Origin of the sequence: Dyadobacter psychrophilus (assembly GCF_900167945.1) — a bacterium.
Classification (GTDB): Bacteria; Bacteroidota; Bacteroidia; order Cytophagales; family Spirosomataceae; genus Dyadobacter; species Dyadobacter psychrophilus.
Genome location: NZ_FUZA01000001.1, coordinates 967,333 through 990,599, shown reverse-complemented (window position 1 = coordinate 990,599; position 23,267 = coordinate 967,333). Strand labels below are relative to the sequence as shown.

The 23,267-nt window shown below is 44.5% G+C and carries 22 protein-coding genes; 14 read left to right on the top strand and 8 right to left on the bottom strand.

Features of this window, described 5'->3' with window-relative positions; translation table 11 throughout:
• Nucleotides 1-10 precede the first annotated feature (10 nt).
• From B5X68_RS04390 to B5X68_RS04365, 6 genes are all read left to right on the top strand, one after another.
• Nucleotides 11-1,063, top strand: a complete 1,053-nt coding sequence (locus B5X68_RS04390) for a saccharopine dehydrogenase family protein (protein ID WP_082213416.1) — start codon at nt 11-13, stop codon at nt 1,061-1,063.
• A gap of 39 nt (nt 1,064-1,102) precedes the next feature.
• Nucleotides 1,103-2,632 (top strand): L-piperidine-6-carboxylate dehydrogenase, encoded by a 1,530-nt coding sequence (gene amaB / locus B5X68_RS04385; RefSeq protein WP_082213994.1) that lies wholly within the window; start codon nt 1,103-1,105, stop codon nt 2,630-2,632.
• Between the two features lie 61 nt (nt 2,633-2,693).
• Nucleotides 2,694-2,963: a PqqD family protein gene (locus tag B5X68_RS04380; RefSeq protein ID WP_082213415.1), complete on the top strand. Its 270-nt coding sequence runs from the start codon at nt 2,694-2,696 to the stop codon at nt 2,961-2,963.
• Between the two features lie 5 nt (nt 2,964-2,968).
• Nucleotides 2,969-3,409, top strand: coding sequence for a lasso peptide biosynthesis B2 protein (locus B5X68_RS04375; RefSeq protein WP_229208276.1), 441 nt, complete (start codon nt 2,969-2,971; stop codon nt 3,407-3,409).
• Between the two features lie 16 nt (nt 3,410-3,425).
• Nucleotides 3,426-4,343: a serine kinase gene (locus B5X68_RS04370; RefSeq protein ID WP_082213413.1), complete on the top strand. Its 918-nt coding sequence runs from the start codon at nt 3,426-3,428 to the stop codon at nt 4,341-4,343.
• A 1-nt stretch (nt 4,344) separates the two neighbouring features.
• Nucleotides 4,345-5,481, top strand: a complete 1,137-nt coding sequence (locus tag B5X68_RS04365; protein WP_141110187.1) for a nucleotidyltransferase domain-containing protein — start codon at nt 4,345-4,347, stop codon at nt 5,479-5,481.
• Here the strand turns inward: B5X68_RS04365 and B5X68_RS04360 are convergent.
• The 3 genes from B5X68_RS04360 to rsfS all read right to left on the bottom strand — a co-directional run bounded on the left by B5X68_RS04360 (nt 5,478) and on the right by rsfS (nt 9,042).
• On the bottom strand, nt 5,478-6,425 hold the full coding sequence (locus B5X68_RS04360; RefSeq protein ID WP_082213993.1) for an aldose 1-epimerase: 948 nt from the start codon (nt 6,423-6,425) through the stop codon (nt 5,478-5,480). The genes B5X68_RS04365 and B5X68_RS04360 overlap by 4 nt on opposite strands.
• Before the next feature lie 102 nt (nt 6,426-6,527).
• Nucleotides 6,528-8,585, bottom strand: a complete 2,058-nt coding sequence (ftsH, locus tag B5X68_RS04355; protein ID WP_082213412.1) for an ATP-dependent zinc metalloprotease FtsH — start codon at nt 8,583-8,585, stop codon at nt 6,528-6,530.
• 73 nt (nt 8,586-8,658) lie between these two features.
• Nucleotides 8,659-9,042: a ribosome silencing factor gene (gene rsfS / locus B5X68_RS04350; protein WP_082213411.1), complete on the bottom strand. Its 384-nt coding sequence runs from the start codon at nt 9,040-9,042 to the stop codon at nt 8,659-8,661.
• A 44-nt stretch (nt 9,043-9,086) separates the two neighbouring features.
• Between rsfS and B5X68_RS04345 the strand changes: the two genes are divergently transcribed.
• A complete protein-coding gene (locus tag B5X68_RS04345) occupies nt 9,087-9,854 on the top strand; it encodes a biotin--[acetyl-CoA-carboxylase] ligase (RefSeq protein WP_082213410.1) in 768 nt (255 codons plus the stop codon).
• A gap of 1 nt (nt 9,855) precedes the next feature.
• Here the strand turns inward: B5X68_RS04345 and B5X68_RS04340 are convergent, their stop codons facing one another.
• Both B5X68_RS04340 and B5X68_RS04335 read right to left on the bottom strand, forming a co-directional pair.
• Nucleotides 9,856-10,185, bottom strand: coding sequence for a transmembrane 220 family protein (locus B5X68_RS04340; protein ID WP_082213992.1), 330 nt, complete (start codon nt 10,183-10,185; stop codon nt 9,856-9,858).
• Between the two features lie 22 nt (nt 10,186-10,207).
• Nucleotides 10,208-10,909 (bottom strand): tetratricopeptide repeat protein, encoded by a 702-nt coding sequence (locus B5X68_RS04335; protein ID WP_082213409.1) that lies wholly within the window; start codon nt 10,907-10,909, stop codon nt 10,208-10,210.
• A gap of 282 nt (nt 10,910-11,191) precedes the next feature.
• Between B5X68_RS04335 and fsa the strand changes: the two genes are divergently transcribed.
• Nucleotides 11,192-11,854: a fructose-6-phosphate aldolase gene (fsa, locus tag B5X68_RS04330; protein ID WP_082213408.1), complete on the top strand. Its 663-nt coding sequence runs from the start codon at nt 11,192-11,194 to the stop codon at nt 11,852-11,854.
• Between the two features lie 27 nt (nt 11,855-11,881).
• Nucleotides 11,882-12,538 carry a cell division ATP-binding protein FtsE gene (locus B5X68_RS04325; protein WP_445447086.1) on the top strand — a complete coding sequence of 219 codons (657 nt, stop codon included), beginning with the start codon at nt 11,882-11,884 and terminating at the stop codon, nt 12,536-12,538.
• Between the two features lie 75 nt (nt 12,539-12,613).
• On the opposite strand, the gene porX is transcribed toward B5X68_RS04325, so the two are convergent.
• Entirely contained in the window at nt 12,614-14,182 is a 1,569-nt protein-coding gene (gene porX, locus B5X68_RS04320; protein WP_082213406.1) for a T9SS response regulator signal transducer PorX, read from the bottom strand.
• Nucleotides 14,183-14,341: 159 nt separating this feature from the next.
• Nucleotides 14,342-15,082, bottom strand: coding sequence for a 3-deoxy-manno-octulosonate cytidylyltransferase (gene kdsB, locus B5X68_RS04315; RefSeq protein ID WP_082213991.1), 741 nt, complete (start codon nt 15,080-15,082; stop codon nt 14,342-14,344).
• A 54-nt stretch (nt 15,083-15,136) separates the two neighbouring features.
• On the opposite strand from kdsB, the gene B5X68_RS04310 reads away from it, so the two are divergent.
• The 5 genes from B5X68_RS04310 (at nt 15,137) to B5X68_RS04290 (ending at nt 19,766) form a co-directional block, all read left to right on the top strand.
• Complete coding sequence (locus tag B5X68_RS04310) at nt 15,137-15,925, top strand: DUF4905 domain-containing protein (RefSeq protein WP_170916578.1); 789 nt, start codon at nt 15,137-15,139, stop codon at nt 15,923-15,925.
• A gap of 3 nt (nt 15,926-15,928) precedes the next feature.
• Nucleotides 15,929-16,969 (top strand): LysM peptidoglycan-binding domain-containing protein, encoded by a 1,041-nt coding sequence (locus B5X68_RS04305; RefSeq protein WP_082213404.1) that lies wholly within the window; start codon nt 15,929-15,931, stop codon nt 16,967-16,969.
• Between the two features lie 18 nt (nt 16,970-16,987).
• Nucleotides 16,988-17,200: a hypothetical protein gene (locus B5X68_RS04300; protein ID WP_229208274.1), complete on the top strand. Its 213-nt coding sequence runs from the start codon at nt 16,988-16,990 to the stop codon at nt 17,198-17,200.
• The gene (locus tag B5X68_RS04295) at nt 17,187-17,990 is read left to right on the top strand and encodes a TIGR02757 family protein (RefSeq protein ID WP_082213402.1); all 804 of its coding nucleotides are present in this window, start codon (nt 17,187-17,189) and stop codon (nt 17,988-17,990) included. The genes B5X68_RS04300 and B5X68_RS04295 overlap by 14 nt, the downstream gene beginning before the upstream one ends.
• A gap of 180 nt (nt 17,991-18,170) precedes the next feature.
• A complete protein-coding gene (locus B5X68_RS04290) occupies nt 18,171-19,766 on the top strand; it encodes a tail fiber domain-containing protein (protein WP_082213401.1) in 1,596 nt (531 codons plus the stop codon).
• Nucleotides 19,767-19,848: 82 nt separating this feature from the next.
• Here the strand turns inward: B5X68_RS04290 and B5X68_RS04285 are convergent, their stop codons facing one another.
• Complete coding sequence (locus tag B5X68_RS04285; RefSeq protein ID WP_082213400.1) at nt 19,849-23,256, bottom strand: ThuA domain-containing protein; 3,408 nt, start codon at nt 23,254-23,256, stop codon at nt 19,849-19,851.
• Nucleotides 23,257-23,267 lie beyond the last annotated feature (11 nt).

The following is a 23,267-nucleotide window of genomic DNA, read 5'->3' as shown; positions in this document are numbered from 1 at the left end:
TTGCCTATACATGCAGAAAATCCTCGTTATCGGTCTTGGGAAAGTAGGGTCACTGGTTGGAACCCTTTTGAGTAAAAAATTCGATGTTACAGGCGTTGATAAGACCCAACCCGCAGTCGCACTGCCATTTCCAGTCCTCGTCGGCGACATTACCAACCCCGATTTCCTGGATCAGGCGCTTGCCGGATTTGACGCCGTGGTGTCTTGCATGCCGTACAACCTCAATTTGCCCATTGCGCAGAAAGCCTGCCAGAACGGGATACACTATTTTGATCTCACCGAAGATGTTGCCACCACAGCCGCTATACGGGAAATGGCTAAGGAAAGCAGAAGCGTTCTGGCGCCGCAATGTGGCCTGGCGCCCGGGTTCATAGGCATTGTAGGAATGGATCTTGCCAAACGGTTTACAAAATTACGGGATATCGAACTGCGGGTTGGCGCTTTGCCGCGCTATCCGAACGGTCTTATGGGCTATTCCTTTACGTGGTCGCCGGCGGGCGTTGTGAATGAGTATATCAATGACGCCGAAGTAATCCATAATGGCGTCAGGAAGATGGTGCCATCTTTGGAGGGTGTTGAAATGATCAACATTGAAGGGCAGGAATTTGAGGCTTTTATCACTTCCGGAGGTTTAGGCACAATGTGTGAAACGCTGGAAGGCAAGCTCGATACACTGAATTATAAAACAATACGATATCCGGGACATTGCAGCCTGATGCGTTTTATGCTGTATGAACTTTGCTTGAAGGACAAGCGCGAGCTGATCGAGCAGATCCTGACAGAAGCAAAGCCACCTGTGCAGCAGGATGTGGTTTATGTTTACGCCGTGGTGGAGGGCTGGAAAGAAAACCGGTTGGAAAGAGAAGAATTTTACAGAGCATATCACCCTATTGATATCGATGGAAAGCATTGGCGGGCCATTTCCTGGACCACAGCCGCTTCCATAGCGTCGGTTGTAGAAATGGTTGCGGATGGTATTTTGCCGGATAAAGGATTTATTCGCCAGGAAGACATTTTGCTCAAAGACTTCCTGCAAACGCAGAATGGCGCGTTCTTTAATTAATAAGGAACATTACACACAAAGGATTTGATAATGGAAAATATACAAACTGTCCTGGACGCACTTGGCATTCAGCAGCTTAATAATGGTGTCAGCACAGGAAAACTTCACCAGTCAGGGAATGGAGGGGTTTTGGAATCTTTTTCACCTGTCGATGGAAAAAGAATAGCGCAGGCAAATCAAGCCGATCGCTCGGACTATGACTTTGTGGTTCAGAAGGCCCTGGAAGCTTATCAGATCTGGAAGCAGGTCCCGGCTCCAAAGCGAGGTGAGATTGTGCGGCAAATGGGAGATCAGCTCCGAAAATTTAAAATTGAGCTGGGCACATTGGTAAGTTATGAAATGGGCAAAAGCTTGCAGGAAGGTTTGGGAGAAGTGCAGGAAATGATCGATATCTGTGATTTTGCTGTGGGTCTTTCGCGCCAGCTTTACGGGTTGACTATGCATAGCGAACGATCACAGCACCGGATGTATGAGCAATGGCATCCGATTGGAATAGTCGGCATTATTTCAGCATTTAACTTTCCGGTTGCCGTTTGGTCCTGGAATGCGATGCTAGCCTGGGTTTGCGGGGACGTTTGCATTTGGAAACCGTCTGAAAAAACACCTTTGACCGCCTTAGCGTGCCAAAATATCATAAAAACAGTCCTTGAAAATAATGATGTTCCGGAAGGTGTATCGTGTATTTTAACCGGCGGACGCGAGGCCGGAGAGTGGCTTGCCAATGATCCTCGGATCGCATTGGTTTCGGCAACGGGCAGCACCAGAATGGGGAAATCTGTTGGAGAAGCCGTGGCGCGGAGGCTTGGTAAAAGTTTGCTCGAACTGGGCGGAAACAATGCCATTATTGTTACGCCGTCGGCAGATCTCAATGTCGCCGTTCCGGGGATTGTTTTTGGAGCGGTAGGAACGGCTGGTCAAAGGTGCACGTCAACGAGAAGGATTATCGTTCAAGCAGACATTTATGAAGAAGTGAAGCGGCGGCTGGTGAAAGCGTATGCGCAGTTACGGATCGGGAATCCGCTTGATGCGAACATTCACGTTGGACCATTGATTGATAAGGAGGCCGTTTTACAATATCAGCTTACCGTAGAAAAAGTGAAAGAAGCCGGTGGCCGTTTTATTGTTGAGCCGAAGGTGTTCAATGGTGATGCTTTTACGTCAGGATGTTATGTTGCGCCTTGTGTTGCTGAGGTGCTGAATAAATATCCGATTGTCCAGCACGAGACATTCGCGCCCATTCTTTATTTGATTAAATACAATGAGCTGGAAGAAGCAATTACCATTCAAAACGATGTTCCGCAAGGGTTGTCGTCAGCCATTTTTACGCTAAATATCAGGGAATCAGAGCTATTTCTGTCTCATGCCGGATCGGATTGCGGGATTGCGAATGTGAACATCGGGACTTCCGGAGCTGAAATTGGCGGTGCTTTTGGTGGTGAAAAAGAGACAGGCGGCGGTCGTGAGTCAGGTTCGGACGCGTGGAAAGTTTACATGCGCAGACAAACCAACACAATCAATTACGGAACTGCACTTCCTTTGGCGCAGGGAATAAAGTTTGAGATTGAGTAATTAAAATTTTTAACTTTGTACAAAGCAAAACACATTATATCATATAAGAATAGCCCCTTTCATGACAAAATACCAACTTACATCCGACCAGATTTCTTCGAAAGTTGCAGGAGAAACAGTAATCCTTAATCACAACAAAGGAGCCTATTACGGACTGAATGAAGTTGGTGTGCTGGTTTGGGATAATCTGGAAAAAGGGCCGCAAACCCTTGATGCGCTTTGCAATGCCGTGATCAGCGAATATGAGGTCGATCCCGAAACTTGCAAAAGCGACATTGATACACTGCTCAAAGATCTTATTTCTGAGAAACTGGTTGAGGTAATTAAATAACGCGGTTGGGAACATTCAAGCACCATATTGCCAAATGGAACGAGTTGTCCGGCGAAGGAAAGGCTATCTTTCTAAAAGCGACTGTTAGCCTGGTGCTTATTAAAACAGGATTGACAATTTTGCCTTTCGGAACATTCAGGAAACTTTTTCACTGGCTGTGCGATACAAAATCTGTGGGTGAAATATCTCAGGAAAGGATAGATTTAACCGTTTGGGCCGTGGATACTGCGGCTAATTTGCTGCCGTTAGAACTGTTATGCCTTCCCCGAGCGCTCGCAACGAAATATCTGCTGCGAAAAGTCCCGGCATTAACGCTTGAAATTGGAATTGAAGTAAATCCTGCCAAACAGTTTGAAGCGCACGCCTGGGTGGAAAAAAATGGAACTGTGATCATGGGAAACTGGCCGCAATCCGTTCTATATCAGCGCATTTGGGTTTGGAATTGAATTTACTATAACACACATGCATCACTATAAAGCCTTCGGGCTAAATATCCTTTCCGAAATTGAACTTCCCGAATTGAGCGACGGAGATGCCGGTGTAAAGCATGACCTCTATATCAAATCCCAACCGTTTGATGTTCCGACGCTCGAAAATACACAATTATACAGAAGAGGAGTGAGGGCTGGTTTTGCCAAAGATGCGGATGAAAATCTTTATTTGCATTGGCATAACATTGCTTCTTTCAAAGCTATGAACGGCGATTGTCTGGTTGTGAATCCATTGGTCGATGATGGCAACCTGATAAGTCTGTTCACCGTTAGCGAGGCATTAGGTTTAATATTGTTTCAAAGAGGATTTTTTCTGCTGCATGCAAGCTCCGTCCAGGTTGGAAATGATGGCTGGTGTTTCATGGGAACGCCCGGTGCCGGGAAATCAACCACTGCGGCTGCATTTGTTAAGGCGGGTTGTAAATTATTAAGCGATGATTTAACCGCTATCGGATTCAATGACAAGGGATTAGCATACATTATTCCGGCATACCCGCAACTTAAAATCTGGGACGAAACGGCTAATGGGCTGCAATATGAAAAGTCGGAGCTGCAACCTGTCAGTGAAGGCGTTAACAAGTTCTCTTATCAGCCTAAGGCGGGTTTCGTGCATGAACCAGTGCCATTGAAGGAGGTTTTCTTCTTGCATAAAGCACGGAACAGAAAATCGTTGGTGCCATTATCCGCTGCCGAAATTCCGACTGAAATGCTTAAAAATTTCCCATTGCCTAATCAGCTGCTTACAGATGATATTTTAAAAAGGCACTTTTTTCAAAGCTTTCAGTGCACCAGATCTGCCAGGTTATGGAAAAAGAAACGTCCGGACGGATTTGAGAACCTTGAAAAATGGGTAAGTGAAAGCATTCCGGAACAATTAATTGCCGGATAATATGCCAGACCTGAACATTTCACCGGAGCTGGCCATTCTTATTGACGCTGCTTTTGGGGCAGAATCAAAACCACCAACCGATTTATATCAACGAAAAATCAACTGGGCCAAACTTACAAAACTGGCCAATTGGCATCAGATAAGGCCATTGTTACTGGATCATTTGCAAAGCCAGAACGGAGCGCTTGAAATTCCTGGTAAGCACTTGGCGGCTTTGAAGGAGTTTGCAATGGGACAAGCCGTGACGAACATGGCATTTCTCGGAATCTCTGTAAACTTGTACAAGCAGCTTATCGCGGATGATGTCAAAGCCTTTTTAATGAAAGGCGCGTTGTGGGCCTGGCTATTGTATGAAAAGCCTACGCAGCGGGAATTTGGGGACATTGATTTTTTCATCGATCAGGGTGACATTAGCAAAAGCCTCGCGACATTAAAAGGAAAAGGCTTTGCACCGGACGCTTACCGAAAATATCTCTTCAATCGGGATGCTCTGCGCGCAGCGTATCTGAACACCGATTACCAACTTCCGTTAGAGCCCATTAAGAACCACACATTACAATCGCTCGAAATTCAGTGGAGGCCAAGTTATCCCCGTTATTGCTATGACTTAACCTGGGAGGAACTTTCACATAATATGATTTCCGTTGCAATGGCTGGCTCATCCATTCAGATTCCCGGCATGGAAAACCAACTGCTCATGATGGTCATTCACCACGGCGGCGTTGAGCAGTGGGACAAGCTGAAATATATGGCCGACTTTGCCAGGCTTTTACGCAAATATTCCCACATCCTGGACTGGGCTTACATTGAGGACGTTTCCAGGAAAAAGGGCTTTAATAACCTATTGAAAGAGTCAATAGGAATGGTTCGTTTGCTGACTGGCGAGACATTTGCACCGAAAGATTCGGGAAATGCATCGACATTCCCGACGGACAATTTCTGTAATGCGATCCTGAAACACTGGGAGAACGAGCGTCCCCTTTTGAAATCCAAGTCGTGGCGCATATTCGTTTACAACATGCGCCACAGGGACAATTTATCCGTAAAATTTTCGATTCTGCTCGCCCACCTGAGTTATCTGACCAACTGGAAATTACTCATGCAGAAAGCGCTTTGGTACAAAAAGCACCGGTCTTAAATTAAACTCAACGTAATGGCACCATCAATGCTTTTGCCCTGGGCCAGAACATTCAGTCCTTCGCCGGAATTAAATGCATTCACATTCGCTGTTAATGGTTCTATCGCAACGCAGTCGCGTGCGGGTGGCGTGTACACAACCAGGTAATTGAATTTCCCCTCACCTGTTTCCTGCTTGATCCGCAAGGTAATGTCTTGATTTTCGGAGATTAGCTCAGTGACCGCGCTGTTGGTTGCGGAGTCCACGATGAAGCAGTTATCGAAGGCTTTTTGATATAGTTTGGTTGGTCTGTCCACTAAAAATGGCTTTTTGCCGACAGGAATCTGGTTATTATCAAAATCGACGATCTCGCCGGAAGGAATGTTAATTTTCCAGGCGTCCACCTGTTCGTTGCCAAGCAGGAAGTAAGGATGCCAGCCGAACATAATTGGTGCAGGTTCCGCGCCATCATTGACGGCTTCATAGCTTAACACAAACCGGCCATCCGCATGCAATGTATAAAGCACAGAAAACTTCACAGCAAACGGATAACCTTCCAGCTCATTCAGGTCATAGGAAAGCTTAATGGACGCATGATCCGCTTCTATTATTTGCTCTCCCAAAGTAAACTGCTGTTTCCGCACCAAGCCGTGAATGGCGTTCAGATTGCCGGTTTCGTTTTTCGCCAGTTGATATTCCTTTCCCAGAAATTTGTATTTGCCGTCCGGGATCCGGCTCGCAAATGGAAACAGCAACTCACTTGCACTTTTCGTATCCGCGACAAGGCTGTCCGGAGTCGGAGGAGTTTTCAATAACGAAAACAACGTAATGCCTTTGCGAAGCGACAACTGACGAACAATTCCACCCAGTTCGGGGACAACGACGCAACGGTTGCCTGTGGATGCTTCCTGGATGACAAGCTCGGTCAGGTCACCAAATTGCTGTTTAAATATTTCAAAAGACATTTTTTCGGGCGTTGGAATGTGAATATTAGGTTCGTTACAAAAATAATAGCCGGACAACATCATTGCCCGGCTACCGAAAATAAATTATATCAAAAGAACTGACTACTCGTTGGAAGCACCTTTTTCAGCTTCCGCCATTTCCTCTTCTTTTTTATCGTTCTCAAGCGTATGTTTCACAACTTCCTCGTGAATCGCAGCTTCTTCGTTTGAACGGCGGTTAATGTAAGCCTGATAGCTCGTTTCCTTCTCGTAAGGGCGCTTTCCGATCAGTTTTTCAAGATCACTTTGGAACAGAATTTCTTTTTCCAAAAGCTCTTTTGCCAACACTTCCAATTTATCACGCTTTTCGCTCAGCAAGTTTTTAACAAACTGATAAGCCTGGTCGATCAGCTTTCTTACCTCCTCATCAATCGCTTGTGAGGTTGATTCAGAATATGGTTTCGTAAATGCGTAATCGCTTTGTTTCGAATCGTAGTAAGAAATGTTTCCGATACGCTCGTTCATTCCGTACATGGTTACCATGCTGTAAGCAACTTTCGTCACGCGTTCAAGGTCACTTAATGCACCGGTTGAAATTTTACCGAAAACCACATCTTCCGCTGCACGTCCGCCTAATGTCATGCACATTTCATCAAACAGCTGCTCCGTACGATACAAATACTGTTCTCTCGGCAGATATTGGGCATAACCCAATGCCGCAACACCACGAGGGACGATAGAAACTTTAACCAATGGATCGGCGTGTTCCAGGAACCAACCTGCCACTGCGTGACCTGCTTCATGGTAAGCAACGATTTCTTTTTCCTCAGGAGAAATCAACTTGTTTTTCTTTTCCAAACCACCAATTACGCGGTCCATTGCATCCTGAAAGTCTTGCATAGTAACTTCCTCCCGGTTACGACGCGCTGCGATCAATGCTGCTTCATTACAAACGTTCGCAATTTCTGCACCGGCAAAACCGGGTGTTTGAGAAGAAAGCTTCTGAATGTTAACGTCAGTCGACAATTTCAAAGGTTTTAAATGCACTTTGAAAATTGCTTCACGACCAATAACATCCGGCTTATCCACTGAAATCTGACGGTCAAAACGGCCTGGACGAAGCAAGGCAGGATCGAGAACGTCTGGGCGGTTCGTAGCTGCTACGATAATGATACCTGAATCGGTCGCGAAACCGTCCATTTCTACCAATAGTGAGTTCAATGTATTCTCACGCTCATCATTAGAACCTGGCATGGCACCACGTCCGCGTGAACGGCCAACTGCATCAATTTCATCAATAAAAATAATACAAGGCGCTTTTTCTTTCGCTTGCTTAAAAAGGTCACGAACACGAGCCGCACCCACACCCACGAACATTTCCACGAAGTCAGAACCTGACAATGAGAAGAAAGGAACGCCGGCTTCACCTGCTACTGCCTTGGCTAACAATGTTTTACCTGTTCCCGGAGGTCCTACAAGCAATGCACCTTTAGGAATTTTTGCACCCAACTTCTTGAATTTATCAGGGCTTTGCAGATATTCTACGATCTCTTTGATCTCTTCTTTTGCTTCATCCAGGCCAGCCACATCGTTAAATGTGATCTTAACCTTATTCTCAGCATCAAACAATGTAGCGCGTGAACGGCCTATGTTAAAGATCTGACCACCCGGCCCGACTCCACCCGACATTCTGCCCAAGATGAAGTACATAACCAGGATCATGACAATAAAAAAGCCCCAGGTTCCGAGGAAACTGGTCCAGTCGTTACGGGTATCCACTACAAAAGGCACCTTATCATCATCCGGAACACCTTCCTGCATCTTATCGAAATCTTTCTTGAAAGTTTCAGCAGACGTTACCTGGAATTGATAGTGCGATGCAGTTTCCCCACCGAAATAGTTATTTTCCTTTGCAACAACCTTGTATTTATCTTGTTTTAATGCCTCCGGTTTCAGCGTAACCTCAACCGACTTGTCATTAACAATCGTTACCCTTTCCACTTCCTTATCAGCCATCATTTTTTCGAAACGCTTTTGGGTCGTCTCGCGAATGGTTGAGGTCCGGTTCAGGTATGTTATTCCAAGTATAGTGGCAATCAGAGCGGCGATAATCCAGCCCTGATATCCTTTTTGGGGACTTTTAGGACTGAGAGGCCCTCTTTTGTTATCGTTTTCAGACATTCTGTGTTTTTTAATTAAGAGGAAATATACTAAACAACATTCCGGTTCAGGTGAATGTTCACCTGCCGGTCACTTATACCATGGAATCTTCCAGGTATGTTACCTCTGCATCTCCCCAAAGTTCTTCCAGATCATAATGCTTGCGGCGATCTTTATTGAAAATGTGTGCTACAACATCTACATAATCAATCAAAATCCATTCTCCATTCGCCTTTCCTTCCTTCTGCCAGGGTTCTGTTTTGGACATTTTGTAAACTTCGTCTTCAACCGAATTGGCCAAAGCATCTATCTGAGTGTCGGAATTTCCCGAACAAATTACAAAAAAATCGGTTATTGAATTTTTTACTTTTCTGAGGTCAAGTATTGCTATGTCCAAGCCTTTCTTTTCTATCATTCCTTTTGCTACCAGCTCAGAGAGATCTTTTGAGGATAGTTCTTTATTTTTGCGTTCTTTCATGCGTAGTTAATTCCTTTTACAAACCCTAAAGTAAAGCAAAAAAATTGTACAACTCTATACAGGATACCTTAATAATTGGTAAAAAAGTTATATACCTGCCAACTTGTCACTCTACAAACGACATAGCGGCTGAAATAGTACACGCAGGGTTGTTCGACGAGGGGACCATTGTCATAACCGACAATCAGGTAAAAGGCAGGGGGCAAAGAGGGACGGAATGGGTTGCAAATCCCGGGGAGAATCTCACTTTTTCGGTCATTTTAACACCCGGTTTTTTGCCTGTTGGAGATCAGTTTTTGCTAAGCCAGGCGGTTGCGCTGGGCATCCGGGCGTACGCGGGTAAATATGTAGACGATTCCAAAGTCAAGTGGCCGAACGATGTTCAGGTGAATGGCAAAAAGGTGTGCGGGGTACTTATTGAGAATTCAATTCAGGGAAACAAAATTTCCAGCTCGGTCATTGGCATTGGGGTGAATATTAACCAGAAAGTTTTTGCAAATGCCTACGCTACTTCCATTGGCAAGGAAACAGGCAGGCAATTTGTACTTGGAGATGAATTCCATAAACTGCTTCGCTGCCTGGATGTTTTTTATGCCGATTTGCTTTCAAAGGCTTCGCATGACCGCATCCGTAAGGATTATTTGACAAATCTCTACGGATACAATCATTCTGTATGGTTCAAACACCAGAACCGCGTTTTCGAAGGAACTGTCAGCCACGTAACCCAGCAAGGCAAGTTGGTTATGCAACTGCTTTCTGAAAATGGGACATTAGAAGTTGGATTGAAGGAAATTGAGTGGCTAAAAGATTAAATCAACCCCACTTGCCGATCACAACCATTACGATTGTACAAATTCCCAGTCCCAGCGATTCTCTCGCCAATTCAATATTCAGGCTTCTCATAGCTGTTTCTCCAAAAAATATCCCTTCAAATTCCGGTGGCCATTGCAAAATAGCAGCAACCAGATACCCTGCCCCAAGCGCATAAAATACCCAACTCGGCCAGAGTTCACGAATGCTCATAAAACAGGCCAGAGCAGCAAAACTATAAATGGCGATCCAAAGGCCTGAATCTGGGTCATTAAGCTGTAAGTAGGCAAAAATGACGAAAATTATTCCAAATGCTATTTTAAAAAGTCTCATAACGAAGTGGGTTAAAATGGTTTTATTTACAAAACTGCGCCAGCGCATTGGCTGCGTCCGAATAGCCTACATTCAATGCCTGTTTCAGATTGGTGCAGCCAAGATCTTTCTCGCCATCATTCCACTGGGCAAGGCCCAATCCGTAAAATGCTTTGCCATAAGCCGCATCCAAACGCACAGTCTGGCGAAATGCCAATGTTGCCTTTTTGTAATCCTTATTGCGATAGTAAGTGTTTCCGAGGTTATACCAGGCTTGCTTGTTGTTGTCGTCCAGTTTGGTCGCTTTTTCAAAATCTGCGATCGCTTCCGTTGGTTTTTCCATTAATACCAATAGTTGGCCACGGTTAAGGAAGACATCGGCTGTGTCCGGCGCCAGTTCCGCTGACTTGTTGTAATCTGCAAATGCCGAATCCAGGCGGTTTTCATCTGTGTAAAGCAGCGCACGGTTAAAATAGGGACGGTAAGAATTTGGTTTCAGCTTGATTGCCTGTCCGAAGTCCAGCAGCGCACTCGGGTATTCTTTCAATTCGTAATATGCAACGCCGCGCAGGTTGAATGCATCAGCGTTTGCGTCGTCTTTTTCAATCGCTTTATTAATAAATTCAATGGCTTCACGGGTTTTGCCCTGTTGCATTAATTCTTTCCCTTTTTGCAGAAAAGCATCAGAAGATTGGGCACAGGAGAAACATAAATAGAGGAAAAATAAAAAAAAATAACGCGGCATAACTGTTCATTTCTAATTGATTCGCACAAAAGTAAGCCCAAACGTTAAATGAATGTTTTCTTTTTGTCAATAAAATGTCTTTATCTTTGCACCTGGCAAATCGGAACTACCAGCTCCTTCCGAATCCCCCAGGTCCTGACGGAAGCAAGGGTAGGTGGTCGATGCGGTGAGATTCTCGGTTTGCCTTTTTTTATGTCCTTTCGGTTCTATTCTCCTCTTTCTTTTTGCTTTTGACCAGGGTTTTCTACTTTTGTGGAATATTCTAACCAATAAATTCCCGTTATGAAATTTTTTATTGATACTGCTAACCTGGCAGAGATTCAGGAAGCACAGGCACTTGGTGTTTTGGACGGCGTTACTACCAACCCATCGTTAATGGCTAAGGAAGGAATTACGGGCAGGGATAATATCATGCGCCATTATAAAGCAATCTGCGACATCGTTGAAGGTGACGTGAGTGCAGAGGTTATTTCAATCGATTTGGCTGGAATGATCCGCGAAGGTGAAGAATTGATCGAGATCGATGATAAAATCGTTGTGAAGATCCCAATGACGAAAGAAGGCGTTAAAGCATTGAAATATTTTTCTGGGAAAGGTGTTCGTACCAACTGCACATTGATTTTCTCGGCAGGACAAGCGCTTTTGGCAGCAAAAGCAGGTGCAACATACGTTTCTCCGTTTATCGGTCGTCTGGATGATATTTCAACAGATGGTATCGCACTCATCGAGCAAATCCTTTTGATTTACAGAAATTACGGTTTTGATACACAAGTTTTAGCGGCATCTGTTCGTCACCCAATGCACATTATCCAATGCGCAGAAGTAGGTGCAGACGTTATGACAGGTCCATTGAGCGCGATGGAAGCATTGCTGAAACACCCGCTTACGGATATCGGTCTTGAGAAATTTCTTTCCGATTACAAAAAGGGAAATCCAAATACCTAATTTTTTATGACGGAGTCAACAGAGCCAATTATCATACTGGATCGGGCAGATATTTATCAGGGTGAGCGGCCTGTTTTAAACGATGTACATTTTGAAATAAAAAACGGCGAGTTCGTTTACATGATCGGACGGACCGGCAGCGGGAAAAGTTCTCTTTTGAAAACGTTATATGCAGATCTGTGGCTGCACACAGGTTCTGCGAAAGTTGCCGGTTATGAGCTTCATAACATTAAGAGATCGGACATTCCGTTCCTTCGTCGTAAGATAGGCATCGTTTTTCAGGACTTCCAGCTACTTTCCGACCGTTCTGTTGAGGACAACCTGTCATTTGTGTTAAAAGCGACTGGCTGGGATGATAAAGGCAAAATTTCAAAACGCATTGCCGAGGTTTTAATGCAGGTAGGACTGGGAACGGCTCAGAAACGAATGCCGCACCAGCTTTCCGGCGGTGAGCAGCAGCGGGTGGTAATCGCCCGTGCAATGCTGAACGAGCCCCGGATTTTGATCGCGGATGAACCCACTGGTAATCTTGACCCGGAAGTTGCCGAGCAGATCATGCAGGTGTTCAGGACGATTAATAATGCCGGCGTTGCGATCTTAATGGCGACCCATAACCATGAGTTCCTGCGAAAATTCCCCGCACGTGTTCTGAAATGCGAGAACGGAAGTGTCATAGAAGGCTGATTAATTCAAGCATAAAAAGGGAAAAGCATCCGATCATATGACCGGATGCTTTTCCCTTTTTTATATAAACCAAATTTACTTCGCTTTCAGATCAATGATCGGAATGATCATTTCTTCGAGGGAAACGCCTCCGTGCTGGAATGTATCCCTGTACAAGTTGACATATTGATTGTAATTGTTCGGGTAAGCAAAGAAATAATCCTCTTTGGTAAACACATAAGAGGTCGATACGTGCGGTTTTGGAAGGAAAATTCTCTCCGGTTTGCGACAAACCATTAAATTTTTGTCATCAAATCCCAAATTCTTCCCGTGTTTGTAACGGAGGTTCGTATTCGTTTCACGGTAACCAATAATTTTCACCGGTTTCTGAACGCGGATCATGCCGTGATCAGTTGTTAATATCAGCCTGCATTTCTTTTCAGCCACCTTTTTGATAAAGTCTAAAAGCGGTGAATGCTGGAACCATGACTTGGTTATTGATCTGTATGCAGCTTCGTCAGGAGCAAGTTCTTTAATCATTTGCACATCCGTACGCGCATGTGAAAGCATGTCCACGAAGTTGTAAACAACCACATTCAGCTGGTTATTCAGCATATTGTTGAAGTTGTCGATCAACGCTTTTCCCTGATTTGCATTCAGGATTTTGTGGTAAGAACTTTTAACATTGTTCAAATGATTCATTTCCAGTTGTTTCTGGAGGAAATCGTGCTCGTGATTATTAAGTCCTTCTTCACCTTCGGGTGTATTTTCGTCACTAACCCACCATTGCGGGTGCTTGCGCTCCATTTCGCTCGGCATAAGGCCAGAGAAAATAGCATTACGCGCATATCCGGTCGTTGTAGGAAGAATTGAGTAATAAGAAGACTCTTCTTCAATGTTAAAATATTCCTGCAAAATAGGCTGGATCATCTTCCATTGATCATATCGGAAATTGTCAATTAACAGGAAAAATAATGGTTCGTCCGATCCTTTAAGATGTGGGAAAACCTTTTGTTTCATCAATTGATGCGATAAAATAGGTTTATCCGAACGAGGATCATTCAGCCATTCCTCGTATTCGTCTTCGATGAACTTGCAAAAATTGGCATTGGCTTCGCTTTTTTGCATACTGAAAACTTCCGCCATTCCCTGATCTTCCGAGCTTTCCAATTCCAATTCCCAGTAAATCAGCTTTTTATAAATGTCAGCCCACTCCTCATGCCCGATCCTGTCCTGATATTGCATCGCCAAATTCCTGAATTCCTGCTGGTAACTCAATGTTGTCTTTTCAGTAACCAATCGTTTGTTATCCAGGATCTTTTTTACAGAAAGTAGTATCTGATTGGGATTCAGTGGTTTAATGAGATAATCGTCGATTTTTGAGCCGATAGCATCTTCCATAATATGCTCTTCCTCACTCTTTGTAATCATCACAACAGGCAAATTAGGCTGTTGCTGTTTTATTTGTGCCAATGTTTCCAGGCCAGTCATCCCCGGCATCATTTCGTCCAGAAAAACAATGTCAAACCGGTCATTTTCAATACGGTCCAAGGCATCTGCACCGCTGTTAACCGGCGTTACGCTGTAACCTTTATTGGTCAGGAACATGATATGTGGTTTGAGGAGGTCTATTTCATCATCGGCCCAAAGAATGTTATATTGCATATGTATGGTTTTTCAATTGTGGTAAATAAAATCACTATAAGGGTAACGCCCCAATTCCAACAGGTCGTATAAAAATACCCATTTTAACGTTTTTTAAGAGAATTGAATCTGAAAGCGCGTTGCCCTAAAATTTACAAATAGCGTTCCAGACGGGCATTTCTACAACAAAAACTTTCTGCTTACCCGCACAAGGTCTTCTGGCGTATCAACTCCATGAGAGTCGTCCGACGTGATCACTGCTTTGATAGCATAACCATTTTCCAGCCAGCGAAGTTGCTCCAGCGCTTCCGCTTTTTCCAATGCAGAAACAGGCAGTTTGGTGATCTCCGCCAGCACGTCAGCACGATATGCGTAGATGCCTATATGTTTGTAAAATGTGTGAGCACCAAGCCATTGGCCTGATTCCGGATTGCGAAGATAGGGGATCGTCTGACGGCTGAAATACATCACTTCGTTCCGTTTATTCAGGACTGCTTTTGGCACATTATGATTAAAAAGGATTTCATCGCTGTCGATAACCTTGACAAGTGTTGCGAGTTCAACTTGCCCGTCCAATGCTTCTGCCAGATTATCAATCGGTTCCGGGCTGATAAAAGGCTCATCACCCTGAATGTTAATCACATATTCGTATATGCCGTCCGTTTTCGTAAGTGCTTCAAAACAGCGATCTGTGCCACTCTGGTGTGTGTTTGCGGTCATTATCGCCTTTCCGCCGAAATCCGTAACGTGATTAAAGATTCTTTCGTCGTCGGTAGCAACAATAACCTGATCGAGTTGCGTAGCTTTGGATGATTGTTCATAAACCCGCTGGATCATGCTTTTTCCGCCTATATCAACCAACGCCTTGGCTGGAAAACGGGTGGAAGCATAGCGGGCAGGGATTATTCCTAATATTCGCACGAGGTCAGTTGGTCTATATTTTGTTGAATTTTGTTTCAAAATAAAGCTAAAAAATTGCAAAAAGTTTTTTCTCAACGGTTTTCACAAAATATCTGGCGGATTTTGCCTGACCCGGATCCGCAAAGCGATCTGTGGGTTATTGAATTGCGTGAAAGTGAACCCAAGCAAGTTTCATTCGCAATGGTCGATACGGCCCAGATGAAGCAATTGTGGCATTATTCCCCGCCGGAAGCAGATTGGTGGAGTTCTCTGACCGCGTTCTCTCACAACAATATTTTCCTGCATAATTATCGTTATCCCGAAGTGCCGGAACCAACTGATCTGCTTGCGTTTTCTGCTGTCAATGGAGAATTTTTATGGGCTTTGCCAGGACATTTGATGGTTAAGCCGCTCGATGACAAATACATAGAGGTGGCGGGCAAATCGGGTGAGCAATTTATTTACAAGGCTTGCAATGCTGACACGGGTGAAACATCCGCTTTGAAGGAAAGTTACACGGACGATTTTGAAAAAGTAATTTTACAGGAACCGGTTCGTTACAGGAAAGACAGCGTATACTTTGAAAAACTTGCCACTTTTATTCAAGATGTAACGAATGGGCATATAGCGGTGAGCATTGATTATCTGGAGAAAAGACCCTATATAATGTTTTCTTATTATATTTACGAGCAAGATAAATCAGTTCAATATCTCCTCATTGTTACAGATCAGAAGCAATTGGTTTTACACGAACAATTGTCAGAAGAACGCGAAGGAATGGGCCGCTCAACGATGATGTTAAAAGCATCTACATTGGTTTATCTAAAAAATAATAACGAGTTTTCGAGTTTAACACTTTCATAATAAATGAAATACGTTTTTTGCCTGACCATTCTGGCAGGTTTGTTGACAGGTTTGACTGAGGCCCGGGCAAAAGGGAGTAATGTTGTTGACTCCGTCGGGGTCGAAAGAGTAGGAGGTAAGATATTTGTTCTGCATAGAGTAAATCAAGGGCAAACTATGTTTGCGGTGGTTCGTCAGTATGGCACCACCATTCAGGCGCTCCGGGATGCTAATCCTGGCATGGCAGACAACATTCAGTCCGGGCAAACGATCCGCGTCCCTTACACGCCAAAGACCAGCAAAAAAGATTCAAAAAAAGAAGATAAAAAGGACGCCGCCAAAGCAGAGGAGAAGGAAGTTAAGCCTGTAGTGACAACGCCAGCTCCAACGGTTCCGGCGCCAACTGCTACAACGCCTGCCGTCCCTGCACCAACTGCCCCCGCACCAACAACCACTTCGGCACCCACTGCCAGTGCAACAACGCCAGCTCCGGCCAACGGTCTTCACAAAGTAGAACCTGGTGAAACACTTTATCGCGTTGCAGTGAAATATGGTGTTTTGATGGCCGACCTCAGGAAATGGAATAATTTGACAGACGATAACCTGAAAGATGGCCAGGAACTGATTGTCAGCGAGAAAGGAACTGAAAAACCCGCTCCAACTGTGGCAGCACCCGCACCCAAAGTGACTACAACGACAACAGTCGTTAAAGATTCAGTGAAAGCCAAAGCCATAGTTCCTGAAAAGGTAGTGAAGCCGGTGGAAGAAGTTGCGCCGCCAAAGGTTGTTAAGGGGAAGAAGAAATCGGAGTCCGGTCTAGCGGAAGTGATTGAAACAGACGAAAGCACGAGCAAATTTCTGGGTTTGCACCGTACGGCACCGGTAGGCGCTTTAGTGGAGGTTTTAAATGAATATAATCAGGAAAAAATTATCGTGCGGATCATTGGCCGTATCCCCGATACAAGTATTAATGACGACATTGTTATCAAGTTATCTTCCAGGGCTTTTGAAAAAGTTTCGCCTAACAGCAAACGATTCAGGGCAGTTGTAAGTTATCTTGAGTAAGCATCCTACATCAACATTATGAAGCACTCACCGGAATTTCGCTCAAAAAGAGAAGAAGAGCGGGCAGCACTTAAAAATACAGCAGGGTACAAGTTGTGGAGCGTAATGTTCACATTGCTTTATCCCTTCATTGCCATTTTTACCTTCTTGTTTTCGGGCATAATCATGTTTTTTTCAGGTATTTCAAAGGTTTTGGCTTACCTGTTCGGAGGAAGCCATGCAAGGCACTGAGACTATAATTCCTACATTTTCCTCATTCGTTACGGATTTATTGGAAGCAAAGGCTGAGCAGTATAACCAGCCTGCATTCATTCCTTTCGATCCAATTAGCATTCCGCATTCATTTTCTGTAAAGCAGGACATTGAAATAATGGGTTTCTGGGCGGCTGTGCTTGCCTGGGGACAGCGAAAAACCATCATCAACAAATGTCTGGAATTGTCCCGCTTAATGGATGGCGCTCCCTACGATTTTGTCCTCAATCACACCGAAAGTGATTTGAAACCCTTCCTACATTTCAAGCACCGCACATTCAATGCTACGGATACGCTTTACTTCCTGTATTTCTTTCAGCAATATTATAGGCAGCACGACTCCCTGGAATTCGCATTCAGCAGTCATATGCAAGAAAGCGAAGAGACTATAGAAAATGCATTAATCGGATTTCATAACCTGTTCCGGGATTCCGAAGATTTCCCTGCCAGAACGGCCAAACACATTGCCACACCATTAAGAAAATCCTCCTGCAAACGCCTCAATATGTTCCTGCGCTGGATGGTAAGGAAGGACGACAATGGCGTGGATTTCGGCATCTGGAACACCATTAAGCCGTCCCAACTCGTCTGCCCCTGCGACGTCCACGTGGACCGCGTCGCCCGTTTGTTAGGCCTCATCAAACGACCCGTCACCGACTGGCAAACCGCCAAAGAACTCACCGCCTCATTAAAGCAATTAAGCCCCGAAGATCCAGTGAAGTATGACTTTGCATTGTTTGGGCTGGGGATTGAGGGGTTTGCGAAGTAGTTGGCTTACTTGCCATAAGTACATTTATAATGGTTGTATTGCACCAATCTAGTATATTCCGATTGCTCACTGACTCCCGCCTTTCATTCAATCTTTTAGTTTAATAAATCGTCATCAGCACAATTTGCTATTGCTAAACGGAGCCTCTCTCCGATTTGTTAAACCAAAATAAAAATTGCTATGAAAAAAATTTATCTGACTGGATGTCTTCTTGTCCTTTTCTTATCCACGAATACCGTATCTGCACAAACACATTATGGTCCTTTGGTCGGAACCAATGGAAGTTACCACACTTTTTATGGTGAGTATGCGGGACAACACAACACTGGAGGCTATAATACATTTATTGGAGCTAACGCAGGAAAGGAAAATACAAGTGGAAAAGGCAATACTTTTGTTGGCAGCACTTCCGGACACTTTAATCTTTCAGGCGAGGAAAATACTTTTGTAGGGATATCGGCTGGTTTTAAGAATTCCACGGGAGATGATAACGTATACATTGGATCAACCGCCGGAAGGGAAAGTACCACTGCTTCTTCAAATACTTCTGTGGGTAGTCGTGCCGGATATGAAAATCAAGTGGGGATTGGAAACACAAACCTGGGATACAAAGCAGGATTTAGGAACGAGACAGAATATAACACTTTCATAGGATATTCAGCGGGCGCAAATACTCAAAGTGGTTATCATAATTCCTTTCTGGGGACCGACGCTGGTCTAAATAATAAGTACGGAAGTTGGAACTCATTTTTCGGCTCGGGATCTGGAAAATCAAGCCAAGGTCATTTCAACAGCTTTTTTGGGGTAAACACCGGCTTCAAAAATGAAACTGGTGAAGGGAACAGCTTCTTTGGGAGCCATGCAGGGTACAACAACAAGACTGGGCAGGAAAACACCTTTATCGGCTCGAAATCGGGAAGTGGTATTTTTGGTGACTTGTACAATGCAACCGCGATTGGTGCCAATGCATTTGTAAGCAACAGTAATAGCCTCGTCCTTGGTAACAATGCAAATGTTGGAATAGGCGTTTCTGCCCCGAACTATAAATTGCAGCTAAACACATTTTTGGCGGCAAAAGCGGGAACATCTACATGGATTGTTGCATCTGATCGCAGGTTGAAAAAGGACATCTCAGAGTTTGAGGACGGCCTGGAGTTGATCAAAAAGATTAAGCCGGTTTGGTTTTCTTACAACGGCCAAGCAGGAATCGGTACTGACAAAAAATTCGTTGGCGTAATCGCTCAGGACATGAAAGAAATCGCTCCTTACACAATTGGTAACTTCACTTACCAGGATTCATTGGGCAACAAAACGGAATATCTGGATTATGATGCGGGTACGGTGACATATATGCTGGTCAACGCGGTAAAAGAACAGCAGGAAATTATCGATCAAAAAGAAACGAAAATTCAGGACCTGGCGAAACGTTTGGAACAATTGGAAAGGATTGTAGCTTCTGGGACAATCAAACCCTTAACTGGTAATGCCGCAGCGCGTCAGGAGTCAAATGCAAACGGCGTCATGCTGGAACAAAATGCACCGAATGGCTTTTCTCAGAGCACTGCCATTCGCTTTTTTATTCCGCAGTCTGTGAAAGATGCCATTATTAATGTCTATTCGATAGAAGGCGTAAAGGTTGGTTCTTATCCTGTTAAAGATCGTGGCGAAGGCTCTTTGACATTATCAGCTGATCAGTTTGTTAACGGCGTTTTTGTTTATGATCTGGTTACAGACGGCAAAAGCAATGGTGCCAAGAAGATGATGGTTAACAAATAACATTGCTTCCATTACAGTGCTTAAAACAAAAATGCTGGCTTCTTAACGAGGCCAGCATTTTTATTCTGATATAATTCAAAATCTACATCGCCGCGCTATCAAACTTTATCCATTCGATTCCGAAGAGTGGCTTCGGGCCAGCTGAGGGATTTTTGAAAACGAAAAACAGTTTGTGCAGCTTATTGTCTGCCGGAGCTTTGATCGGAATGTTGATCGTCTCAGCTTTATCGACTTTTCCTTCGCCAACTTTTGGCCCGGAAACGCCATCCAGATGTATTTCAAGTATTCCTCCCGCTGTCCGCTCTGCAACAGATGTGACCGCAACGGAGAGGTTAGAAATGCCATTCAAATCAATGTCATCAAATGTGATGAAACTGCCATTTTTTGTGCCTATCACTATTTCTGTTCCTTTTTCATTTTTGAACTTGAAAACATTACTTGTGCTATCGGCTGCATTGGCCAGAATCGTCGCCGGGCGCAATGCGATCGTTTTAGAGCCTGTTAATGGTCCCATGTTCGCGCTGCCCTTGTCTGTATAGCTGGCTGTGAAAATGTATGAACCGTCTTTTTTCTTAGCCTCGGTTACATAGGAGCTTTTCAATGGCTTTTTGTCGACCGCTTTTTCCTGAGCGAGGGAGAGGATGTATTTTACCATTTCTTCCGCCTCTTCCGGCTTATGCTGCGGGTGCGCTGCCATAGCTTGCTCACCCCAAACACCACCACCGCCTCTGATCACCTTATCTGCCAGCGTTTTTACAGCGTTACGTTCCTTCTCGTAGCGTTTTGCCACTTCGATATAAGCAGGTCCGATCGACTTTTTATTGATCGAATGGCAAGCCTTGCAATCACTCAGTTCGATTAAGCGCTTTCCGGTTTCGAAACCGGTATTAGCCACGTGGCCTTGCGCCAGCTGCGTTTTGTCGAAACCTTCCAGGTAATTAATGGTCAAGGTTACTTCGTCTTCCGGGATTTTCTTGTCGGACAAACTTCCGTCCTCCTTATCTGCCACGGAAACCTCGTAATTGACCGGTTTATCATTCCAATAGAATGTTTTATTTCCCTTAATGGCCACATCAACTTTTGGAATAGCATTCCCTGCTTTTACTGTTACTTCGGATGTGTTGGAATTTCCGGCGCTATCGGTCACTTTCAAAGTTGCGACATATTCACCTGGTTTGGCATAGGTGAAGCTTGGGTTGGCAACAGTGCTTTTTGGTAATCCTTTGCCAAATGACCATTCATATTTCACGGCGTCACCATCGTAGTCTACTGAGCCTTTTGAAGAGAAATTAACTTTTAACGGAACTGCTCCAACCGTGTTGGTAGCATTTGCCATAGCAACAGGAACACGGTTTCCAGCATTGTAAGTAATGTGTGACAAGCTGGCTTCATCATTTTGCGCAAACCAGTTTGGCCCATATTCCAATGTATAAAGCGAGCCATCATTAGCGAACTGCATATCAATCGGATGACTGAATTTTGCGTTCGGCATAAAGCGTTCTATGTTCATCAAATCACCCTGCTCGTTCATCGTTACAATGTTAATGTAATCGCGGATCCAGTCGTAAGCGAAGAATTTGCCATTGTAATAACCTGGGAATTTATTTTTGCTATCCTGAAAATCAGCTGCATAATAAACCGGTCCGGCCATTGCATTACGGCCGCCTTTGCCAACAATTGCTCCGAAATCGGGCGAATCGGCATAAGGATAGTAAATGAATGCGGGCTGTGCCGGAGGAAGCTCTTGCAAACCCGTGTTGTGCGGTGAATTGTTGATCGGCTTAGCAGGATCAAATGGCTTTCCAGATGTGCTGTCCGCAAAATTGAATTCAATGTAAGGCTTGTTGTCTGCAATGAATAGGGGATAACCGAAGTAACCCGCCTTTCTTGCCTGGTTAACTTCATCATAGCCACGCGGGCCGCGCTTAGGGTCGTCATTTGATGCATCAGGCCCTACATCACCCCAATACAAATAACCCGTATGCTGATCGACAGAAATCCGATAAGGGTTTCTGGTTCCCATGACATAAATTTCCGGACGCGCTTTCGGGTTGCCTGCTGGGAATAAATTGCCTTCAGGAATGTCATATAAATTGGTTCCGCCTGGCATATTCGCACGGCGATCGCCATATCTTGGCTTAATTCTCAACACCTTACCACGAAGCGAATTGGTGTTAGAGGATGAATGTCTGCCGTCCCATCCCTCACGTCCCGGACGCCCGTCAATAGGGCCATATCCATTTGACTGGAAAGGATTTACATCATCACCCGTTGATAAATACAAGTTTCCTTTTGCATCCCATGCAATTGAACCGCCGGTGTGGCAGCAATCGGTTCTTTTCACAGGAACAGTCAGCAAAACTTCCTCGGTTGAAAGCAGCAATGTGTCTTTTACATCATCATACTTAAAGCGAGACAAATGCTGGGCAGTGTCCTTTTCGGTTGAAGGCGGAGAGTAGTAAAGGTAAACCAGCTTGTTGGTTTTGAAATTAGGGTCAATGTTGAGGCCCATTAAACCATATTCCTGTTTGATATAAACCGGAACATCTGCAACAACCTTAATCTTGCCTGTTTTTGGATTGTAAAGTTTGAGTTTTCCTTTGCGCTCAGTCAATAAAACGCGCTGGTCGTCCAGCACGACAAGCTCTGTTGGTTCGTCCAGTTTCGTAGCAAGCACTTTCTTGGTAAAGCGGTTTTCTTCCGGACGTGATTTGGAATAATCCAGGCTGGACGCCATCACATAGTTAAGGCCGCCTGTTAAATGTTTGACAAAAACAGGATTAACAAAAGTCGCATCCTCGTGCCCGAAATTGGTATAAAACGCTTTTCCACCGTCGTATTCGTGATACCAGGACATCGGGTGGTTATCACCCATTTTGCCGTCTTTATAAGACTTCTCATCGATCTTAACCAGCACATTAACCTTTGGGTTGAAGTTTTTAAAGTCATAGAACTCATCCTTAATCTTCCATTTTTTAGGAAAATCAGTCATTGACTCATGCTGATCATTTACCACATAGGCTTCGCCTTCCTGCACATTCGGGTTACCTGGGTGGCTTAGGAATTGCGCTCCTGCCAGTTTATTATACCAGGGCCATTCATATTCCGTGTCGGTCGAAGCATGAATGCCGAGATAGCCGCCACCCGCCTGAATGTAACGCTCAAATGCGTCCTGCTGCTTGTTGTCCAGCACATTGCCCGTGGTGTTCAAGAAAACAACGGCGCTGTATTTTTGTAAATTTTTTTCATTGAAAACGGAAGAATTCTCCGTTGTGTCGACGGCAAAGCCTTTTTCCTTGCCTAGCTTGATAAGTGCAGTCCGCCCAGCCGGGATAGATGAATGCCGGAAGCCTGCGGTTTTAGAAAACACGAGCACCCGTTTCTCAGGCGTGACGGTTTGTGCGGTTGCATTTACACAAAAACAGGCCATTGCAACGATGCCAAGCTTCCGCAGCTGTTTTGGTAAAATTTGATTTAAAAAATTACTCATTCTTAGAGTCA

What these genes read in the sequence shown, in the direction of transcription:
- B5X68_RS04390 (WP_082213416.1), top strand. Translation starts at nt 11, where the DNA reads ATGCAGAAAATCCTCGTTATCGGTCTTGGGAAAGTAGGGTCACTGGTT.
- rsfS (WP_082213411.1), bottom strand. Translation starts at nt 9,042, where the DNA reads ATGAAAGAACGCAAAAATAAAGAACTATCCTCAAAAGATCTCTCTGAG.
- ftsH (WP_082213412.1), bottom strand. Translation starts at nt 8,585, where the DNA reads ATGTCTGAAAACGATAACAAAAGAGGGCCTCTCAGTCCTAAAAGTCCC.
- B5X68_RS04340 (WP_082213992.1), bottom strand. Translation starts at nt 10,185, where the DNA reads ATGAGACTTTTTAAAATAGCATTTGGAATAATTTTCGTCATTTTTGCC.
- B5X68_RS04380 (WP_082213415.1), top strand. Translation starts at nt 2,694, where the DNA reads ATGACAAAATACCAACTTACATCCGACCAGATTTCTTCGAAAGTTGCA.
- B5X68_RS04290 (WP_082213401.1), top strand. Translation starts at nt 18,171, where the DNA reads ATGAAAAAAATTTATCTGACTGGATGTCTTCTTGTCCTTTTCTTATCC.
- B5X68_RS04360 (WP_082213993.1), bottom strand. Translation starts at nt 6,425, where the DNA reads ATGTCTTTTGAAATATTTAAACAGCAATTTGGTGACCTGACCGAGCTT.
- B5X68_RS04300 (WP_229208274.1), top strand. Translation starts at nt 16,988, where the DNA reads ATGAAGCACTCACCGGAATTTCGCTCAAAAAGAGAAGAAGAGCGGGCA.
- fsa (WP_082213408.1), top strand. Translation starts at nt 11,192, where the DNA reads ATGAAATTTTTTATTGATACTGCTAACCTGGCAGAGATTCAGGAAGCA.
- B5X68_RS04365 (WP_141110187.1), top strand. Translation starts at nt 4,345, where the DNA reads ATGCCAGACCTGAACATTTCACCGGAGCTGGCCATTCTTATTGACGCT.
- porX (WP_082213406.1), bottom strand. Translation starts at nt 14,182, where the DNA reads ATGCAATATAACATTCTTTGGGCCGATGATGAAATAGACCTCCTCAAA.
- B5X68_RS04285 (WP_082213400.1), bottom strand. Translation starts at nt 23,256, where the DNA reads ATGAGTAATTTTTTAAATCAAATTTTACCAAAACAGCTGCGGAAGCTT.
- B5X68_RS04305 (WP_082213404.1), top strand. Translation starts at nt 15,929, where the DNA reads ATGAAATACGTTTTTTGCCTGACCATTCTGGCAGGTTTGTTGACAGGT.
- B5X68_RS04335 (WP_082213409.1), bottom strand. Translation starts at nt 10,909, where the DNA reads ATGCCGCGTTATTTTTTTTTATTTTTCCTCTATTTATGTTTCTCCTGT.
- B5X68_RS04370 (WP_082213413.1), top strand. Translation starts at nt 3,426, where the DNA reads ATGCATCACTATAAAGCCTTCGGGCTAAATATCCTTTCCGAAATTGAA.
- B5X68_RS04295 (WP_082213402.1), top strand. Translation starts at nt 17,187, where the DNA reads ATGCAAGGCACTGAGACTATAATTCCTACATTTTCCTCATTCGTTACG.